The sequence below is a fragment of the Agarivorans aestuarii genome, assembly GCF_019670125.1.
Taxonomy (GTDB): Bacteria; Pseudomonadota; Gammaproteobacteria; order Enterobacterales; family Celerinatantimonadaceae; genus Agarivorans; species Agarivorans aestuarii.
In genome coordinates this window covers 2044785-2063318 of sequence record NZ_AP023033.1, presented here as the reverse complement: position 1 = coordinate 2063318, position 18534 = coordinate 2044785, and the positions used below count along the sequence as shown (strand labels likewise).

15 protein-coding genes are annotated in these 18534 nt (G+C 42.6%); 6 read left to right on the top strand and 9 right to left on the bottom strand.

Going from position 1 to position 18534, the window contains the following annotated elements; genetic code table 11:
* Positions 1 to 285: 285 nt before the first annotated feature.
* Positions 286 to 648: a DUF2750 domain-containing protein gene (locus K5609_RS09635; RefSeq protein ID WP_221076972.1), complete on the top strand. Its 363-nt coding sequence runs from the start codon at positions 286 to 288 to the stop codon at positions 646 to 648.
* A 65-nt stretch (positions 649 to 713) separates the two neighbouring features.
* On the opposite strand, the gene hemH is transcribed toward K5609_RS09635, so the two are convergent.
* The 6 genes from hemH to recR form a co-directional block, all read right to left on the bottom strand.
* Positions 714 to 1700, bottom strand: a complete 987-nt coding sequence (gene hemH, locus K5609_RS09630; protein WP_221076971.1) for a ferrochelatase — start codon at positions 1698 to 1700, stop codon at positions 714 to 716.
* 98 nt (positions 1701 to 1798) lie between these two features.
* Positions 1799 to 2443 carry an adenylate kinase gene (gene adk, locus K5609_RS09625; RefSeq protein WP_221076970.1) on the bottom strand — a complete coding sequence of 215 codons (645 nt, stop codon included), beginning with the start codon at positions 2441 to 2443 and terminating at the stop codon, positions 1799 to 1801.
* An 88-nt stretch (positions 2444 to 2531) separates the two neighbouring features.
* Entirely contained in the window at positions 2532 to 4652 is a 2121-nt protein-coding gene (locus K5609_RS09620; RefSeq protein WP_221076969.1) for a sensor domain-containing diguanylate cyclase, read from the bottom strand.
* Positions 4649 to 5821: a sugar ABC transporter substrate-binding protein gene (locus K5609_RS09615; protein WP_221076968.1), complete on the bottom strand. Its 1173-nt coding sequence runs from the start codon at positions 5819 to 5821 to the stop codon at positions 4649 to 4651. The genes K5609_RS09620 and K5609_RS09615 overlap by 4 nt, the downstream gene beginning before the upstream one ends.
* A gap of 214 nt (positions 5822 to 6035) precedes the next feature.
* A complete protein-coding gene (gene htpG, locus K5609_RS09610) occupies positions 6036 to 7946 on the bottom strand; it encodes a molecular chaperone HtpG (RefSeq protein WP_221076967.1) in 1911 nt (636 codons plus the stop codon).
* Positions 7947 to 8099: 153 nt separating this feature from the next.
* Entirely contained in the window at positions 8100 to 8702 is a 603-nt protein-coding gene (recR, locus tag K5609_RS09605) for a recombination mediator RecR (RefSeq protein WP_152782557.1), read from the bottom strand.
* A 204-nt stretch (positions 8703 to 8906) separates the two neighbouring features.
* On the opposite strand from recR, the gene K5609_RS09600 reads away from it, so the two are divergent.
* Entirely contained in the window at positions 8907 to 10136 is a 1230-nt protein-coding gene (locus tag K5609_RS09600) for a phosphatase PAP2 family protein (protein ID WP_221076966.1), read from the top strand.
* 53 nt (positions 10137 to 10189) lie between these two features.
* Entirely contained in the window at positions 10190 to 13066 is a 2877-nt protein-coding gene (locus tag K5609_RS09595; protein ID WP_221076965.1) for a hypothetical protein, read from the top strand.
* Between the two features lie 72 nt (positions 13067 to 13138).
* Here the strand turns inward: K5609_RS09595 and K5609_RS09590 are convergent, their stop codons facing one another.
* Complete coding sequence (locus K5609_RS09590) at positions 13139 to 14245, bottom strand: phosphoribosylaminoimidazolesuccinocarboxamide synthase (RefSeq protein ID WP_221076964.1); 1107 nt, start codon at positions 14243 to 14245, stop codon at positions 13139 to 13141.
* A gap of 202 nt (positions 14246 to 14447) precedes the next feature.
* Positions 14448 to 15596, bottom strand: a complete 1149-nt coding sequence (locus K5609_RS09585; protein ID WP_221076963.1) for a ribosomal protein uL16 3-hydroxylase — start codon at positions 15594 to 15596, stop codon at positions 14448 to 14450.
* Positions 15597 to 15742: 146 nt separating this feature from the next.
* On the opposite strand from K5609_RS09585, the gene K5609_RS09580 reads away from it, so the two are divergent.
* On the top strand, positions 15743 to 16618 hold the full coding sequence (locus K5609_RS09580; RefSeq protein WP_221076962.1) for a J domain-containing protein: 876 nt from the start codon (positions 15743 to 15745) through the stop codon (positions 16616 to 16618).
* Here the strand turns inward: K5609_RS09580 and K5609_RS09575 are convergent.
* Positions 16611 to 16787, bottom strand: coding sequence for a hypothetical protein (locus K5609_RS09575; RefSeq protein ID WP_221076961.1), 177 nt, complete (start codon positions 16785 to 16787; stop codon positions 16611 to 16613). The two genes, K5609_RS09580 and K5609_RS09575, sit on opposite strands and share 8 nt — an antisense overlap.
* Positions 16788 to 16897: 110 nt before the next feature.
* Between K5609_RS09575 and miaE the strand changes: the two genes are divergently transcribed.
* Positions 16898 to 17836: a tRNA isopentenyl-2-thiomethyl-A-37 hydroxylase MiaE gene (miaE, locus tag K5609_RS09570; RefSeq protein ID WP_246611972.1), complete on the top strand. Its 939-nt coding sequence runs from the start codon at positions 16898 to 16900 to the stop codon at positions 17834 to 17836.
* 85 nt (positions 17837 to 17921) lie between these two features.
* The gene (locus K5609_RS09565) at positions 17922 to 18494 is read left to right on the top strand and encodes an LON peptidase substrate-binding domain-containing protein (RefSeq protein ID WP_221076960.1); all 573 of its coding nucleotides are present in this window, start codon (positions 17922 to 17924) and stop codon (positions 18492 to 18494) included.
* The last annotated feature ends 40 nt before the right edge of the window (positions 18495 to 18534 follow it).

Below are 18534 nucleotides of genomic sequence, written 5' to 3'. Positions count from 1 at the left end.
TTAGTTGCTTTGAGCCTATCCGCCGGAAAACTAAGCATTCAACAGCCAGCCTAGCGCTTTTATATGACGGCTTAGTTTATTTGGATTACTCTAATACCAATCACACTAAGTAAGTGACCAGAAAAAACGCAGGAAAAATACTTGAGAATAAGGCAGAATTTTTCGATAAGTAGTTATTCTACAATCAAAAATTCTAACGCAGTTATCGAGTATTTTAACCAGATAGAATGAACAGTTACTTAGTACGATTGGTATAACAACACATCATCGTAAAGAGGACAAACCATGTCTGACGCTAGTAACATTGCCAAAGCGGATAGCCATTCGCGCATGCAATACTTAATAAAAGAAAGTAAGGCTCAAAACCAATTGTGGATTTTAATCGACGATGATGGTTGCGTAATGCTTAACTCGGAAGATGAAAACTGCGTGCCTGTGTGGCCCAGTAAAGATACCGCCGACGCTTGGGCAACTGGTGATTGGGAACACTGTAAAGCCGAAGCTATTTCGCTAAATAAATGGCGTAGCCGCTGGACTGAGGGACTAACCGGCGATGAATTATATGTTGCGGTATTTCCCAACGAGCAAGAAGAAGGCGTAATTTTGTCGCCTTACGAGTTTGAAGATGCCTTAGGTAAAGGCCGATAACAATAAAAGCCACGTTAGATTAAGACCTTAATCTAACGTGGCTTTTTAAACGATTATACGAGTGACTACCAGCCTTGGGTATGTTTCTCAATTAACTGGCAATACAACTCAACTTGTTCGGGATTGTCATTTAACGCTGAAATGTAATGATACTGCTCCCCGCCCGCTTCTAAAAACTCATCACGTAACTCACAAGACACTTCTTCAATGGTTTCTAAGCAATCGGCTGAAAAAGCCGGAGAAATTACATCTACCGATTTAACGCCCTGCTCTGCAAGTTGGTGTAGTAACTGGTCGGTATAGGGTTTAACCCATGGATCTTTACCAAAGCGCGACTGATAACATAAGCGCCACTGGTTTTGCTTAAGCCCTAATACTGCGGCCACTTTGGCTGCCGTATCTTCACACTGCTGCGGGTAAGGGTCGCCATTTCGTGCATAGCGCTCTGGGATACCATGAAAAGAAAACAACAACACTTCACCACGGGCGGTTAACTCCCAGTGCTGTTTAATCGAATTTGCTAAAGCTTGAATATAAGCTGGCTCGGCATAGTAGTCCTTAACCATGCGTAATTCAGGCAAGTTGTAAGTATTTTTAAGTGCTTTGGCGTAAGCATCAAAAACCGGAGCAGTAGTTGATACCGAATACTGAGGATACATTGGCAATAACAGTACTTTTTGATGCCCCGCATCTAGCACCTGATTAACCACCTCTTTAATATCTGGTGAGCTATAAGTCATGGCTAAATGTACTTCGTACTTATCGCTAAGTTTGGCTGACACTTTATTGCGAATTTGTTCGCTAATAACTTTAAGGGGCGAGCCATTCTTTAGCCAAATTTGTTGGTAAAGCTTGGCAACACGTCGTGAGCGCAAGGGCAAAATAACGCAATATAACAGTGGTAACCATAATAACTTAGGCAGGTTTACCACTCGCTTATCTGATAAAAAACGCCCCAGAAACTTCGCTACGGCGTTAGGTGTCGCTTCATCTGGTGTTCCTAGGTTCACCAATACTACGGCACATTTTAACTCGTTGTCATGTTGTGACATTCAACTATTCCCTAAAAGTGGACAACACAGTGTACGGCATTCTTAGGCATAAAAAAAAGCGGCAATTGCCGCTTTTTTTTGCAAATCGTAATTAGCAATTAATCAAGTAATTCAACTAATTGATTGCTAATTGCTTCAACAGACTGAGTACCGTCTAGTTTGAAGTATTTGCTGTTGCCTAGCTCAGCTTCTTTACCGTAGTAGCTTACTAATGGTTTAGTTTGCTCGTGGTAAATAGCTAATCGGTCACGTACGATGCTTTCTTCGTCGTCTGGACGGATTACTAAGTCTTCGCCGCTTACGTCATCTTTACCTTCAACCTTAGGTGGGTTGTAAACAATGTGGTAAACACGGCCGCTGCCTGGGTGAACTCGACGCCCACTCATGCGCTTAACGATTTCTTCGTCGGCTACGTCAAATTCTAAAACCGCATCAATCTTGATACCGGCTTCTTTCATTGCGTCAGCTTGTGGGATGGTGCGAGGGAAACCATCTAACAAAAAGCCTTTTTCGCAATCGTCTTCAAGAATACGTTCTTTTACTAGGCCAATAATCAACTCATCGGAAACTAATTGTCCTGCATCCATTACTTCTTTTGCTTTGATGCCTAAAGCTGTGCCGGCTTTTACAGCGGCGCGAAGCATATCGCCAGTAGAGATTTGAGGGATGCCGTAACGCTCCATAATAAATTGTGCTTGGGTACCTTTACCCGCACCTGGAGCGCCTAAAAGAATAATGCGCATAATTTGCTGTTCCTTGGTCTAGTTTTTAGTGCTTTTACAAGAGACGTGAATTTACACTGATGAGGCCAGAACTACAAGGGAAGCTCGACTAAAGTTCAGTTTGACGAAGCTCTGCATAATAACGCTGTTTGTTACTATACATGTTCTGATCTGCTAGCTTGTACAAACCACTAAAGTCAACGTCGGTGGTTGACGCGTAGCCAACAGAGAAGCTCACCAAAGGCTCCCCGCCAAAGCTGTTTAGGTCAATTCCCACTTGATTGTTTTGCCTAGCCGCTAAACGCGCGTTTAGCTCGCTAGCTGATGCTAATTGCTCACCAGACAATACTGCTGCGAATTCATCACCGCCAATACGGTAGAAGTCTCCGGTTAAACCTTGGCAGCAATCAGCTAATACCCTGGCAACAGAGATAATTAGTTGGTCACCTTTCTCATGGCCTTTCTCATCGTTCATTTGTTTTAGGCCGTTCACATCAATAATAAATAAACCCACCTCGGCATCTAGTTGAGTTTCTAATGAAAATTGCAATTCATCAAAGGCTTGACGATTTTTAATGCCAGTTAAAGAATCGGTTCTAGCAACATGGTCCAGCTCTTCGTTCAGGGTTCGATTTTCTAAAAATGCACTGAGTTCGGTGATAAACAGTAGAATTCGGTTACTGTTTTCTTCACTTAACTTAGGTTCATTAATAAGTAGCCACCCCATTTTTCCGCCACCGCAGCGAATACCAAAAACATTCACCAACTGTTGTTTAAACTCGATACTAAATCGGTCCCAACGCTGTCGAGATTTTTCTGACACACGATTAGAAAGCTGTTCAAAGCTTTCTACTTCGACAGACAAGCTGTCGTTCACCATGCGATGACCGCGTGATTGCGGCAGGTGAATCACTAAACCTGTATTTGGAAAACACATAGACAATATACGAAGTGCATCGTTAGCAATTTGGCGGTTACCCACACTGGCCTCCAATACTCGCCTAAATTGCACAAGCTGTTGAAAAAAGAAGTTACTTTGCGCCAAGTTATCCATCGACAGTTCTAAGTCTCGGGTGCGCTCTTCTACTTTGTACTCAAGTTGGCTGTTCAAGTTTTGAACTTCTTCTAGGTAGCCCGCCCGCAGTTTATCGATACGTGCCAACTCAACATTCTTCTCATTTACTGTTCGTAACTGTTCACCAATGGTACCTTTCATTTCGGTGAGCAAATTTGCTACATCGGCAAATTCTCGAATCACGAGCTTTCCGTTATTCAGCGCTTCGGCATTTCGGCCTTTTTCAAAATCTCGAATTAGGCCGTACAAACGCCCAAATGCTTTTGCCACTAAATGCGCAAACAGCATCACCACCACAATAATAAGACCGATAACAATAATGCTACTGGCCATGCCCGGCGCCATTGCTTCTTTAACTTGATTCGCGAGGCTCTCTAAGCGCTGACCAACTTTAATTTTAATCCATACAGAGTTTTGATAGTTTCGCCCCGATATAATCAAGCGGCTGGCGTGAGTAACATCGTAGGCGTCATCACCGATCAGGTTCCCAAGCAATTGCTCTTCGCGATAGAACACTGCTAGGCTCTCTTGATCGTCAAGCCGGTTGGCTGCAACTTCCGCTAGTTTATATATAGGTACAACCGCAATTAAGTAGCCTTTTACAACGATACGGTCGATGGCACGGTCAGAGTAAATAGGCACCACATGAACCAAACTATGGTGCTGCCCGCTTTTGCCAACCAAGGAATAGTTATCAACCAAATAGACCTTACTTTTTGATTCAAGATCTTTTATTTCGAAGGGACTGGTAAAACGTTGCTGCAGAATATTGGATTGCTCAAGTGCCAATATGTTTCCACCATAAGATTCCACTACAAAACCATCGGCTTCTACCAAGTACAAGGACTCAATGAGCGGTGCATCGAGCACAAAGTTACCCAGTATATCGGGAAGGTGAATCGAATAAAGTAGGTCATCAATACCGTTTACTACACTCTCTTGCTCAGAAAGCAAACGTAAGCCGTTGGTGAGAATCTCATTACTATGCTGAAGTTCTGCGGTTATCTGGCTTGCCGAAGCCGCCAAACGGCTATTAACCGACTGATAAACAAAATTGTACATCTGTTTATATAAGGTAAAAGAGAGCACCGAAACCGGGATAATGGCTACGAAGATCAATAACAAAAATGTGATAGACCGAAGTCTTATTGTCATTTTTTGCGTCCGCGTTTGCGAGTTTCTTTGTCAGCAATGGTTTGCATTAACTGGGTAGCTTGTTCGACTGAATAGTTATGATCCATATATCGGTTAAAGCCACGCTCTAGGGCTAACCACACCACGGTCATTTCGGCATCCCCGGGCATCGCTCTGGTATCTTCCATTTGCTTCAACATGTTTTGTTCGTTGGGGTTGTTGTCACTGATTATTTTCGAAACCAATTCAACATTAGCAGGGATTAAACCACCTTGATGATAAATGATGCTTTGTGCTTCTTGCTGCTGCATAAATGCACTAAATTGCTTAATTTGTTGGTAATTGTCATCTGACGTTGAGAGACGAGGAAAAGCTAACACATAACCAGAAAACATCGGCAGCATTGGGCTTCCCTCAATATCTGGTAAGGTGCTTACACCTAGCCGCTCATCCATACTTTGTTTCAATTCCTTATAAATCCAATCGCCGTTAATCATATAAGCGGACTGACCGTTCTTAAATCGTTCTACACTGCAATCGTGATTACATTTGGGGTCAACCAAGCCAATATCTTTGAGCTGTTTATAGAACGTTAAGGCTTGCTGCATTTCTTTGGTATCTAGGGTTATTTTTCCATCGTTAAGTGGCCAACCTTGAAACGCGGTTAAGAATGGAATGAACCAATACATCTCGGAGTAGTTCCAAACAATAGCTTGTTGATCACCTTGGCTAAGCGCTGATTGCTGCTCTAATAACTCGGCCCAAGAGCTTACGGGTTGTTTAACTAAGTCTTTGTTATAGTAAAGCACCAAGTGATTGCCTTGAAATAGCGGCACACCGTATTGTTCGTTGTCGGTAAAACCCGCTTTAAGCACCCGCGGTTCTGTTTGCGGAATAATCCAGTCTTTAGGCACCGGTGCTAAAGAAATCAAATCATGCATGCCAACAAAATCACTAGGCACGTAAAGAATATCTGGCAAGGTATTAGTGCGGGCTTGGTTAAGCACCTCTTCGCGTAATCGTTCTGACAAGAAGTTGTTTTTTTCAACGGTTACGCCGGACTGTTTTTCAAATTCAGCAATGGCACTGTCGAGGTATTGAGATGGGTTATGGGCATTCCACAATGTGATTTTTGCGTTAGCTTGAGAAAGCGTACACATTAAGCCTAAAATCAGCACTACTTTGCGCATGTTAGCTACCTTTCCGTTATTATTTTTTGTTTAGTGTAGCAACGATTCAGTGCTTTATCTGTGAACTCATCCTCTGCAATTGCTTATAAGTCATCTGACCTGTAAATCCACAATCAAGTCTATGAATAATCGTTTTATTTTTGGTAAAACGCCCAAATCTACAAGCAATAAAAAAGGCAGCACCCAGTGCTGCCTTTTATTCTTTAGAGCGTGTTTAAGCTAAAAGTTGGTTAACTCGCTTAATAAACTCAGAAGGATTTTCTAAGCTACCACGCTCAGCAAGGGTTGCTTGATCCAATAGTAAGCTCGCCCACTCTGCAAATTTAGCTTCGTCTTGCTCATCGGCAACGCGCTTAACTAAAGCGTGCTGAGGGTTCAATTCAAAGATGTATTTTTGATCAGGTACATCTTGACCAACAGCTTGCATCAACTTCTGCATTTGGGTGCTCATGTCGTTGTCATCAACAACGATACAAGAAGGCGTATCGGTTAAGCGGTAAGTTAAACGAACATCTTTAACCTTATCACCTAAGCTTTCTTTCATGCGCTCAACAAAGCTTGCGTATTCGCTTTCGTCTTGCTCTTTCTGCTTCTTAGTTTCTTCGTCATCTAAGTCGCCAAGGTCTAAATCACCTTTAGTTACCGAAACAAGGGTTTTACCTTCAGCTTCCGGCAAGTGACTAATTAACCACTCGTCTACACGGTCGTGCATTAACAATACTTCAATGCCTTTACGCTTGAAGATTTCTAAATGCGGGCTGTTAGCAGCGGCTGCGTAACCATCGGCTGTTACATAGTAAATCTTGTCTTGGCCTTCTTTCATGCGCTCGATGTAATCGGCGAATGAAACATTTTGCTCAGCACTGTCGCTATTAGTAGAAGCAAAACGCAGTAGCTTAGCGATTTGATCTTTGTTAGCGAAATCTTCAGCTGGACCTTCTTTTAGCACTTGGCCAAATTCAGCCCAGAACGTTTGGTATTTCTCTGCATCGTTCTTCGCCATGCGCTCAAGCATAGTAAGAACACGCTTAGTACAAGCGCTACGTAAGTTAGCGGTTGTTTTAGTATCTTGAAGGATCTCACGTGATACGTTTAGTGGCAGATCGTTTGAATCTAACACACCCTTCACAAAGCGTAGGTAACCCGGCATAAACTCATCAGCGTCGTCCATGATGAACACGCGTTGAACATACAGCTTCAAGCCATGTTGACGCTCGCGGTTCCACATATCAAATGGGGCTTTGCTTGGGATGTAAAGCAAGCTGGTGTAATCTTGCTTACCTTCAACTTTGTTGTGCGCCCAAGTTAGTGGATCAGCGAAGTCATGAGAAATGTGCTTGTAAAACTCGTTGTACTCGTCTTTAGAGATGTCGTTTTTACCGCGTGTCCACAAAGCAGTTGCTTTGTTAATGGCTTCCCATTCACCTGGAACAGCTGCGACTTTTTCACCGTCTGGACCTTCAGATTCAGGGGTTTCGTCTTTCCACATTTGAACTGGAATTGAAATATGATCTGAGTACTTAGTGATGATAGAGCGAACTTTCCAGCTATCTAGGAACTCATGTTCGTCTTCACGTAAGTGAAGAATAATGTCAGTGCCGCGGCCTTCTTTAGCAATGTCAGCTACGGTGTAATCACCTTCACCAGCACTTTCCCAACGTACACCTTGGCTAGCTTCTGCACCAGCAGCACGCGTTTCTACGGTGACTTTGTCGGCCACAATAAATGCTGAGTAGAAACCTACACCAAATTGACCAATTAATTGTGAGTCTTTTGCACTATCGCCACTTAACTGACCAAAGAATTCTTTAGTTCCAGACTTAGCAATAGTACCAAGATGCTCAACCACTTCATCGCGAGTCATACCAATGCCGTTATCTGACAAGGTAATGGTTTTAGCATCTTGATCGAAGCTTACACGTACACGTAAGTCACCATCGTTTTCAAATAAAGCGTTGTCTTCCAAAGCTTTAAAACGCAACTTATCAGCCGCATCAGCCGCATTAGAGACAAGCTCGCGTAAGAAGATTTCTTTGTTTGAATAAAGAGAATGGATCATCAACTGGAGTAATTGTTTTACTTCAGTTTGAAAGCCATGAGTTTCTGCATGAGCTGCATCAGTCATCTTATTGTTTCCTTGCTTTTACACATACTTCGTTAGTTGCTAAACGATATGGGGGTAGCCAATTTTGATTTCAAGCAGGCGAGACAAAAAATTATAAATGAACAACAAAAAAGCTCACCTTAAGTGAGCTTTATCAATACCGAACATTTTTTATTAATCGAGTTGTTGGCGACCAATCAAGGAGTGAGAAAGTGTAGTGCCGTCTACGCTGTCTAGCTCACCGCCTAGTGGCACGCCATGAGCAATTCTTGATACTTTAATTTGATAACGTTTGGCCATATCGGCGATGTAATAAGCGGTAGCCTCGCCTTCGACGGTGGGATTAGTTGCGAGGATCAATTCTGCTACCTCTTCTTGGGCGAAGCGCTGTTCCAGTTTATCTAAGTGCAACTCGCCAGGGCCAATGCCGTCAAGTGGAGAGAGATGGCCCATTAAAACAAAGTAACTACCAAAAAATTGTGCGGTCTGCTCAATAGCAGCAACATCTGCTGGGGTTTCAACCACACAGATGACCCCTTTACTCATCCGCTTGGGCGATTGGCATATGGGGCACAGTTCTTCCTCAGCAAAATTGCGACACACCTTGCAGTGGCCTATTACGTCCATAGCATTGCTAATACTAGCAGCAAGCTGTAAGCCATCTTTACGTTTGCGCTCTAACAAATGAAAAGCCATACGCTGGGCACTACGTGGGCCTACACCGGGTAACACCTGTAGCGACTTAATCAATTGTTCTATGCTGGGGCTGTATTTCATTAAACTTCCACTAAACTCAATTTACGCGACGCTAATGTAACAGCGTGATAAACAAAATTCATTAAAAGTGACAGATTTTGTCCCTCAATATTAGTAGCCAAATTGTTGTTACAAGTAGACCAAACTGCACTCCTGTGCGTATGATAATGATGAAGATGTATTAGCGATAAAGGATTTATCGTTAACTTGAACAAGGAAAAAGTAATGAAGCTAAAAACCAGCTTAATCTCGGCCGCTATTCTATCTGCATTTAGTACCAATGCACTCGCCGAAGACACCTATGTACAAATTGGTGACTACACTCAAATTCTACTGCCCCTTGGTGGCCTAGGTGTGAGTTTAGCCAAAGGTGATACCGCAGGTAGCTGGCAATTAACCAAGTCGTTCGCCACTACTATGATATTCACCCATGGTATTAAGTTTGCTGTAGACAAACGCCGGCCTAACTTTACCACTAACAATTCGTTTCCCTCTGGTCACACCGCTGCTGCATTTAGTGGTGCCTCTTTCTTCCAAACTCGTTATGGCTCAGCTTGGGGCGTGCCAGCTTACGCACTTGCTGCATACACCGGTTGGAGCCGAGTACACGGTGATAAACACTACTGGGATGACGTAATTGCAGGTGCCAGTATCGCTACTTTGAGCAACCTGTTTTTTGTTAACCCCATCGACGAAGACATTAAAGTAAGCCCAATGGTTGATGGTGATGCCAAAGGTTTACAAATCTCTTTATCAAATGGCTTTTTTGAAGGTGGTACGCGATCTAAAAAGCCACCAACAACGTTTGACCCTAAGTTTAAATTTGATTTTTTACTGGGACCGACTCGCTTAAAATCTAATGATATTGGCAGCTTTGCTTCTGAGCAGAATATAGAATTTGGCCAAGAAGATACCTTGACCACTGCAGCTGCTAGATGGACGTGGTTTGCTAGTGACCAACATAGCTTTAGTTACCTTACCCAGCCCTATGAAGCCCGTGATCAAGGCAAAGTAGAAGGCGGCGGTGATGTTTATGCGCAATACCAAGTTTGGGATAACTTAGTTAATTGGCAGTACGATTTACAGCTTGGTAAGCAATGGATAGGTAAAGCCGGTTTAGGTTTATTAATTCAATATGCGCAAGCTTCACTTTACCCCGACTCAAGCTTTAGCAAAGAGTTAGAAGGTGAAGAAGAGTGGTTATTTTACCCTTTAGCAAACGCTACCTTTGGCTACAATTTCACTCCTAAAATGAACCTCGCATTTACCGGTGAATACGGTAATAATGGCGACGGTGAAGTGCTTATGACAGACCTAGGCATCAACTATGCGTTTAATAAGCGTTGGGATATTGGTGGCGGATACAACTACTATAAGCGTGATCAAGACAATGCCAAGACCTTTAGAAAAATTGAGTTCGACAGTATTTACCTACGTTTAGGTTATGCATTTTAATACTGAAGGCGCGGATTGCGCCTTTTTATTACCTTTTACTTGCAAGGACGCCCGTGAGTACTCGTTTAAAGTCTGCTTTACTAATTAACCTAATTTGCTTATTGGTGGTGGCCAGTGTCACCACTTTAGCCCTGCCTTTTCTTTATCAGCAGCAAAAAGCCAACACCGAAAAAGAAGTGAAAACCGCGCTGAGTTTGTTTGAAATTAGTGCCCGGCGCGCGGTTAATATTCAAAACAAACCGGTGCTAAAAGAGCTCGCTGATGAGTTGTTAAAGTCACCTAGCGTTAACTATGTAAAAGTTACCGACCAAAGCAGCCGCACAGTCATGGTGGAAGCTGGAACGCCACGAAAAAAGCAAGCAAATGACGGCAAGCAAACCAACAAACTAGCGGCAAAAGTTGATAATCAACAGCGTTCTTCTACCCAAATTAACCCTATAGCTTGGGTAGAGATTGAGTTTTCCAGCCCCAGTAATGTTTACCATTGGTTGCTGCCACATCGCTTAGTAGTATTCCGACTATTGGCCGGAATTTTGTTGCTACAAGTTTTACTCAGCGCCTTTGTAAGCCGAATGTTTACCACTGCCCCTGCAGAACCAAAGCCAACCCCCACCAAGGCTGCTAGCAAACCAAACCAGCCTAAACAAGAGCCTGTTATCTCTAGCTCAACAGCGGTTGAAATTACTAATGCTAAGCTAAGCAAAGAGTTACAAACGGCTAAAGCCCAACACAAAAAAGACAAACTAAAAGTGAAACAACTGGTTGAGTTATCAAACCGAGCCAACAGTTTGAAAATAGCTTTACTAGAACATGCCAATAACGCCGCATTTATCGTTGATGAACACAACCACGTTATTGAAGCCAGCACCATTGGCCTTAACTATTTAAACATTAGCAAAGACAAGCTCATCAACATTAACTTAAACAAACACTACTCAGTACCAAGCATAGATAATACTCAAGATGGCGAGTTTATGGAGTTATTGGTCTCTTACCCTGAGGAGTTTTGCCTATTAGTTAAAGCAAACAAAACGGGTAAAACCTACGCCGCCACTCACCTTGCATTGCCCTTTAGTGAAGACAGTTTGTATTTAGTGAGCATTAACCCAATTAGCCAAAAACATCAGGCTAGCCAGCAAAAACCAAAACCTAAGACAATCTTACAAAGCTTAACACCCAGCGATTTATACACCCCACTTAAAGCTGGGTGTTTAGATGCCTTAAACCAACTAAACAAAACCTCACTGCTAGCGCCTAGTGAGCATTCAGATAGACAGCGCTTAGACGCGCAGCTACGCTTAAGCACCTTATTACGCAGCTTGCCTTGGCAGCAGCAACAAGAAGCCAGTATAAAGCTTAAATCGGAATCTGTACTAGACGTACTTGAGCAGAGGCTCGGTCAGTTTTCGGCGCTTTACCAAGCTAAAGTTTTACATTGGGCGTTGGTCGTTAGCCCTGAGGTTAGCCAGCAGTACATGCTTAACCGCTCTCATTTAATCGCAATATTAGATCTGCAGCTCTATTTAATCTCTTTATACCCAGCCAACAGCCAGGTGCTTATTCAGTTGCAGGTTGAAGATCAACAATTGGTCTTTTCTGTAGATAGCGAAAACGCCGGCCAATTAAGTGCTTTACAGCAATCAATCATTGCCCTTAGCGCAGCCTTAGTAAAACAAATCAATGGCCGTCAGCAACAAAACCAAGACTCCTTAAGCATTTGCTTAAACTATCAAGCGGTAGCATCGGACCAATTGGTAGAAAGCCCTAGTGATGAGGTGCAATACTTCGCAGTAGATTTTGCTGATGAGTTTTTCCAGCGTTGTATCAGCATTCAACTACAACTTTTATCTGCCGAGCTTGTAGAGCTCAAACAGATCGAAGATGTGGCCACCAATCACAAGGTAACAGTGATAACTGACAAACCTGAGCGAAGCCTTGAGTTAGAAGACCAAGGCATTAAGCTAAAGGTATTGCTGGTAGCAGAACAACTGCCTTCACCAACGCAAGTCGACTCTTCACCTAAGCCACTATTTTGTTTCAAGCATCAACTGTGCAGCTTTTTAATGGCGAGCTTCTTCCGGCGACATTCCGATAATGAAGAGCAGCAAACTATCGAAGACCTAGCTGAAGTAGCCATTGCAGCATCAGCGGAAGATAAGCCAAACACACCAAGCAGCTTCTCTATCGCTTCATTTAGTCACTCTAAACACCGCTTTGAACACTTAAGTACTCACATAGGTAACATTGCCATAAAATGGCAGCATCGCGCTTGGCAAGAAGCTTATAACCAGATAAAGAATCTCGGCACAGTTGATTACTTGCTACTGGAAAGCAGCGAACTCACCCCAACCCGTATTCAACAAATACAACAGTACAAACCCGAGCTTCGCTTGCTGCTATTAGTGAACAACGCTAAGGATTTTGATGTTACTGATTTAGCAGGCTTACATTACTATTTGATAAGCGAATCCAATACGGAAAGCGATATCCGCGATGTATTGGTATTAAATCAACACTTTGGACAGGCATTAGAAGGCTTGTGTGCAGATGAGCAGCTATTATCATCTCATGCTCTATCGGAATATAGCTACCTTCGCTTAATTGAAAGCCTTAGCGGCTTAAGCCCTAGCGAACCAAAGCCTAAACCCGATAACCAAGCTGTGGCTTCGCCCACAAAATCGGATAATGAGCCCTACTTACTTGCGCTAAAAAATGTATTCAGTATCGAAAACAAAAATCGCTCTTCTCTCATTGTAGAGTTTGCCAAGCAGCAAAGATGGAAAGAGGCACAAGAGCAAGTACAACAGCTGGCATTTGGAGCAGAAAAGTTTGCATCGGATAAACTAAACCAGCAGGTAAGTGAGATTTCTGAAGCAGTATTTAAGCAAGATGAAACGGCCTTAGCTAGCGCTCTAGAACAGCTTAGTTGAGCGTTTTAACTAAGCGAAGGCAATAATAAAAGAGCAAGGCATTGCCTTGCTCTTTAACTTTGCACTATCGTTCTAATCAACGATTAAATCGTAATCTTTACGAAGAATATCAATCACTTCTTGCTTAGGATTATCACCAATGGTGATAGGTGCACCGGTAATTTTTTCTGCAATGCCCGTATAAGTCTCTGAGATCTTCATTAAGACCTCAACTGGCAAATTATTGTCTCTTGCCAAGGCTTCACGTTCAGGCATGCGATTTTTGTTTAACAGAATATCAGGATCTGGGAAATAGCTAAGTAGGGTTTGGCGGAAGTCTTCTTTAGAATTCTCGACAACCTTACCTTCACGATAACTTGGGCCATCCCAAATACGTGATGAATCAGGTGTGCCAACTTCATCCATGTATATCAACTTGTCCTGGCCTTGAGCATCAGTTACATAGCCAAATTCAAATTTGGTATCAACAAATACTTGGTCGATATCGCTTAATGCCTGACTAATTACACCAAAACCTTGTTTAAGTAGGTTCTCGTAAACATCGATATCGTTAGCAGATTTAAAGTTAAATGCTGCGTAGTTGTCTTCAATGTTGTTGCGAGTAACATTTACATCGTCTGCTTCTGGCACGCCGGGGATCCCTTTAAGAATACCTTTAGTAGACGGGGTAATGAGAATCTCTGGCAGTTTTTGATCCCGTTGTAGCCCTTCCGGTAAATCAATACCACAGAAATTGCGCTCACCTTTTTCATAAGCGCGCCACATAGAGCCAGTAATATACTGTCGACAAATCGCTTCAATCATTACCGGGCGTGCTTTCTGAACAATCCAAACGAAGGGATGAGGAATATCGAGGATGTGACTGTCAGCTAAGCCTTGTTCTTTGAATAACTTAAACCAGTGGTTGGAAATGGCGTTAAGTGCAGCGCCTTTACCAGGAACGCCTTTTAGCCCCTCTTCACCGTGCCATATACAATCAAAGGCTGAAATTCGGTCGCTGATTACCATAATTGCTAGTGGTGTGTCAGCAGCAACATCATAAGCTTTTTCTTTAATGAGTCGTTTACTATCAGCTTCGGTTAGCCAATATACCGAACGTACTTTACCGCTGTGAACGGGCGCGTCGGTGCGAATGGGTAAATCGTTATTCACTGCTAATACTTTATCAGCAAGACTCATGGTAAACAGTCCTCTATTTAAGAGCGAAAAATCAACGAACAAGCTGGCTTACACACTGATTTTTACGGGGAACATTAATTTGCTGAAGGATTTTACCAGAAAGCTCGCTAACTGCTAGCGATTCGCGAGCTCTAAACCACTTTCATTCTTAGATAAGCTTTTACCAGACTTAGCTAAAGAATGAATAGGATTTGCCTAGTAGTTATTGTTCGTCAAAATACCAATAACCGGCATTGAGCAGTTCTAAAAGCCAATCAAGCTGGTGTTTATCTTCATTAAAAGCTCGCAACGAGTGTGAGTCTAAGGCCGCACTATCACACATGTTTTTTGCCAAAGCCCAAGAACAATTAGGCACCGCATAGCTTTGCCCATCAACAAACAGCTCGTAGGGCAATACATCGAGATACAAAGCTTTAATACCAGCGGCACGTTTCAACTCAGTGCCCTGCTCCATCAATTGGCGTAGATCATTCATCACTAACTCATCTTCGCTGCCACTTAACACCACAATATCTGAACTATGTGATGTATCACTTAAGTACTCACCCAAAAAATGAGCGCTGGCTTGAGGAGAGTTAAGCAATGTTTGCATTAGTTTATTCAGCGCTAAAGTGTCATTTTCTGCTACTCGGCCAAACTCAGCGGTTTCTTGTCTGCGAGGGTCTGCAAAACGCGGTGAACCGGTATCATGTTGTAATAAGTAATCGGCAAAACCAGTGACTAAGTCTTTAGCGTTTGGTGCCCTAAAGCCTATAGAATAATTCATCGATGGCTCTAGTGCATAGCCCTCATGCGGACAACCCGGTGGAATGTACAATACATCACCGTTTTCAAGTACTACGTCTATTTCAGCAACAAAGTCCTCGCAATGTTTTAGCTTATCGTGAGAGGCAAACTCTTTAAGAATTTGTTTTTGCCCCACCCGCCAATGTCGCTTGCCCTCGCCTTGAATAATAAATACACAATACTGATCAATATGCGGACCAACACCGCCTTTAGGTGTAGAGTAAGAAATCATCACATCGTCAAATCGCCAGTTTGGAATAAACTGAAAAGCCTCGGCTAGCTTTGCCACTTCGCTATGCCAGTGGTCTACTCCTTGCACTAGCAAAGAACTGTGTGATTCGCCCAATAAGGCAAAATCTTCGAATGGGCCAAGGTGAGCCTCCCATTGCTGATCAACAGATCTCACTAAGCGGCTCTGAATATCTGCCTCCATAGCTAAGCCAGCTAACTCTTCGGGGCTTAGTGGGTCAACAAAATCAAGCATGCCTTGTTTTAACAAACAGGGACGCTGTTGCCAGTAGTTGGCCATAAAATCTTGTTGGTTAAATGCGGTTTGATATGTCATACAGCTCACCTTTTGTAGTATCGGCAAAGTGTAACTGATTTCCTATCAGGCTTTTAGCCAAACAGTCGCTTTATTCAAAGGACAAAACTCAAAAAACTTTGTATGCTTAAGCCAGCTAACAGGGACAGTAAACGTAACACAAAAACATGACCACGCACTTTCAATTATTTGATCTCCCCGAAAATGCCACTGAGGAGCAAATAAAAACCCGCTACAAACAACTTGCCAGCCGCTGCCACCCCGACAAAGGTGGTTCAGCCCAGTTGATGATTTTAATTAAAAACAGTTATCAAAAACTGTTGTTAGGCGAAGGCGCGATTGCCATAGAGCAGTCTTTGGATGATTCCAATAAGCAAGTGCTGGCCTTAAAGAAAACCATTCATCAGCAACAGTTTTATATTCAAAAACTCAGCGTTGCAATTGCCAAACAAGCGCAGATAAAAGAAACCAAGCGACTAACAAAGATAGTAATGCCAGCGCTCGCTGGCGTGTTAGCGGTAATAGTGGTGGTTCTGGGCAATGGCTGGTATCAGTCTAGCCAGCAATTAAACAAAGTAGCCAAACAGTTGTCTGTAGCCATTAATAACAGCAAAAAACCTGCTAAACCGACTGTGCCAGCACTAAGCCAAGAAAACTTAGCTAAAACATGGGAACTAAAACAAAAACTGCGCTTAAGCAGTGCTCGCCAGCAATATCTTGAGTCAGACTTTGATATGAGTTTGTCGCTAATTCGTAGCTTGCTTAATCAGGATTCAGCCAAAGCACTAAACCATATACAACAGCAGTTTTTGGTACAGCAACAAATAAAAGTACCGCCCCTAATCAATAATGAAACAATCATTGAGAAAGTAGCGATTGATGAAAGTACGGCTGATGAACAAGCCATTGAAGAACTAACGAAAGAGCCAGTACTCGAAGATATAGCGCTAGACAATGAATCCAATTCAGAGATTTTTGAAAACCAGAGAGATAAAGAGGCTGTAAGCCTTGATACTAGCGCTGTAAAAGAAACAACTAAGTAGATAAAAAAGCCTTTAACTCATGTTTTGCTTGTTCGTTTTGTTCTTTAATAGCGGCAATTTGTTCCAGCAAACGAGTCTTTTTGTCGCCACTAGGCAGCTTGTTACACAGTTCGTTTAGGCGCGCTAAAGGGTCTAATAATTGATCGAATTGCTGGTTAATCTGTTCCATTTTCACTGTCCCTGTTAAAATCGCCATTAAGTCTACTGATCAAGTACTTGAAAACAAGACTCCAAATGGGTGAAACTTCATTAACTTGAAGTGAAAACATTAATTTGCCAATGCCATACTCCGCCCTGCTCGAACCAATAAACCATTTTTTGTATTGCTCTACGCCTAAACAGTGGCTGGCTAAAGCTAAACAACCCAGTAGCTTAAAGGTTTTATTGATCGATCATGCAAATGCGGAGTGGAAAGCAGCCGCCACCGCAAGCAAACTGATGCTCAAGTATGCAGGCGCTAATCAGACATTGATTCAACATGAAATAAAAGCATTGCTAGCTCCCTATGAGTTCATTATTTTTCGGGCGGGTCGCTGGTCTGTTCAGGTTTTTATTGATTGGTTCTTTCCGTTAGGCTTAGACAAAGCCAATAACGAGCAACTAAACGCAGCTCATACAACCTTAGCTTTAATGCAGCGATGCAAGTTTGACCAACAGCTATTGTCACAGCTGTATGATCTAATAGACAGTCATAGCGATAACTCTGCCCACAGAGCGTCAACATTAAGTGCTAAAGCAGAAACTAGATCAGAGGGGCAACTATCTGATTTTCAAATAGCATTAATTGAGAAAATGCGGCTACTAATTAAAGAAGAACTACATCACTTCGAGCAGGTGTTTTCTATCATGCATCAGTTTGGTATTGGCTACCAAAACCTCCCTGCAGGTAGCTATGCTAAAGGTTTAAAGTCGCAAGTTCGTCATTTTGAACCACAAGCCCTAGCCGATAAGCTGGTTGTTGGTGCTTATATTGAAGCGCGCTCCTGTGAGCGTTTCGCCATGCTTGCGCCACTTTTACCCGAGGCCATCGCTCAGTTCTATATATCTTTATTGCGCTCAGAAGCCCGCCATTATCAAGATTATTTAAGCTTAGCGAAGATGATCATTGATGAAGAAGAACTGCAACTTAGGGTAAACACGATAGGCCAACAAGAAGCAGAATTAATTTCTCAGCAAGATAAAGTTTTTCGTTTTCACAGCGGAATACCCTTGAGCTAATATAATTAATCTAGAGAGGGTTGATCACCCTAGCACTAAACCACGTAGTAATTTGTGAAGTTAATTAGATTGGATAAGGTGAACTATGCGCTTACCCTTGTTTCCATTAGAGCTTTTTGTTTTGCCGGGAGGGCTGAGCAAATTACGTGTATTTGAACCGCGTTATTTGCGCTTGGTCTCTATAGCCAGTGAAGAAGCGAAAGGCTTTGTATTATGCCAACCACTATTGGAAGATCATACTGAGTTCAACATAGGTGTTCATTGCCAAATAGAAGATTTTGAGCAACTTGAAGACGGTATGCTTGGCATTACCATTCGCGGCATCAAACGCGTAGACTTAAGTGATACCAGTCAGGCCGACGATAAGCTTTATAGCGCTTTTGCTCAAGCTAAACCCAATTGGCAACTTGAAGAGCCTCCCACAGTTGAAGATGACTTAAGTGAAAAATTACAACAGGTTTTAACCCAGCATGAGCTGTACGAGCAACACCCAGACTTTTTCGCTTATGATGATGAATATTGGGTAGTTTTACGCTGGTTAGAGCTATTACCCTTCTCAAGTAAAGCAAAAAATCAAATCCTTTATGAAGATGACTTTTCAACCTTAGACAACCTAGTACACCAACTAGTATCAGAAATAACAATAGGCCATAGGTAGCTGAAATTATGAGTGATTATCAATTAAGCTATTTATCTTA

What these genes read in the sequence shown, in the direction of transcription:
- K5609_RS09635 (WP_221076972.1), top strand. Translation starts at nt 286, where the DNA reads ATGTCTGACGCTAGTAACATTGCCAAAGCGGATAGCCATTCGCGCATG.
- hemH (WP_221076971.1), bottom strand. Translation starts at nt 1,700, where the DNA reads ATGTCACAACATGACAACGAGTTAAAATGTGCCGTAGTATTGGTGAAC.
- adk (WP_221076970.1), bottom strand. Translation starts at nt 2,443, where the DNA reads ATGCGCATTATTCTTTTAGGCGCTCCAGGTGCGGGTAAAGGTACCCAA.
- K5609_RS09620 (WP_221076969.1), bottom strand. Translation starts at nt 4,652, where the DNA reads ATGACAATAAGACTTCGGTCTATCACATTTTTGTTATTGATCTTCGTA.
- K5609_RS09615 (WP_221076968.1), bottom strand. Translation starts at nt 5,821, where the DNA reads ATGCGCAAAGTAGTGCTGATTTTAGGCTTAATGTGTACGCTTTCTCAA.
- htpG (WP_221076967.1), bottom strand. Translation starts at nt 7,946, where the DNA reads ATGACTGATGCAGCTCATGCAGAAACTCATGGCTTTCAAACTGAAGTA.
- recR (WP_152782557.1), bottom strand. Translation starts at nt 8,702, where the DNA reads ATGAAATACAGCCCCAGCATAGAACAATTGATTAAGTCGCTACAGGTG.
- K5609_RS09600 (WP_221076966.1), top strand. Translation starts at nt 8,907, where the DNA reads ATGAAGCTAAAAACCAGCTTAATCTCGGCCGCTATTCTATCTGCATTT.
- K5609_RS09590 (WP_221076964.1), bottom strand. Translation starts at nt 14,245, where the DNA reads ATGAGTCTTGCTGATAAAGTATTAGCAGTGAATAACGATTTACCCATT.
- K5609_RS09585 (WP_221076963.1), bottom strand. Translation starts at nt 15,596, where the DNA reads ATGACATATCAAACCGCATTTAACCAACAAGATTTTATGGCCAACTAC.
- K5609_RS09580 (WP_221076962.1), top strand. Translation starts at nt 15,743, where the DNA reads ATGACCACGCACTTTCAATTATTTGATCTCCCCGAAAATGCCACTGAG.
- K5609_RS09575 (WP_221076961.1), bottom strand. Translation starts at nt 16,787, where the DNA reads ATGGAACAGATTAACCAGCAATTCGATCAATTATTAGACCCTTTAGCG.
- miaE (WP_246611972.1), top strand. Translation starts at nt 16,898, where the DNA reads ATGCCATACTCCGCCCTGCTCGAACCAATAAACCATTTTTTGTATTGC.
- K5609_RS09565 (WP_221076960.1), top strand. Translation starts at nt 17,922, where the DNA reads ATGCGCTTACCCTTGTTTCCATTAGAGCTTTTTGTTTTGCCGGGAGGG.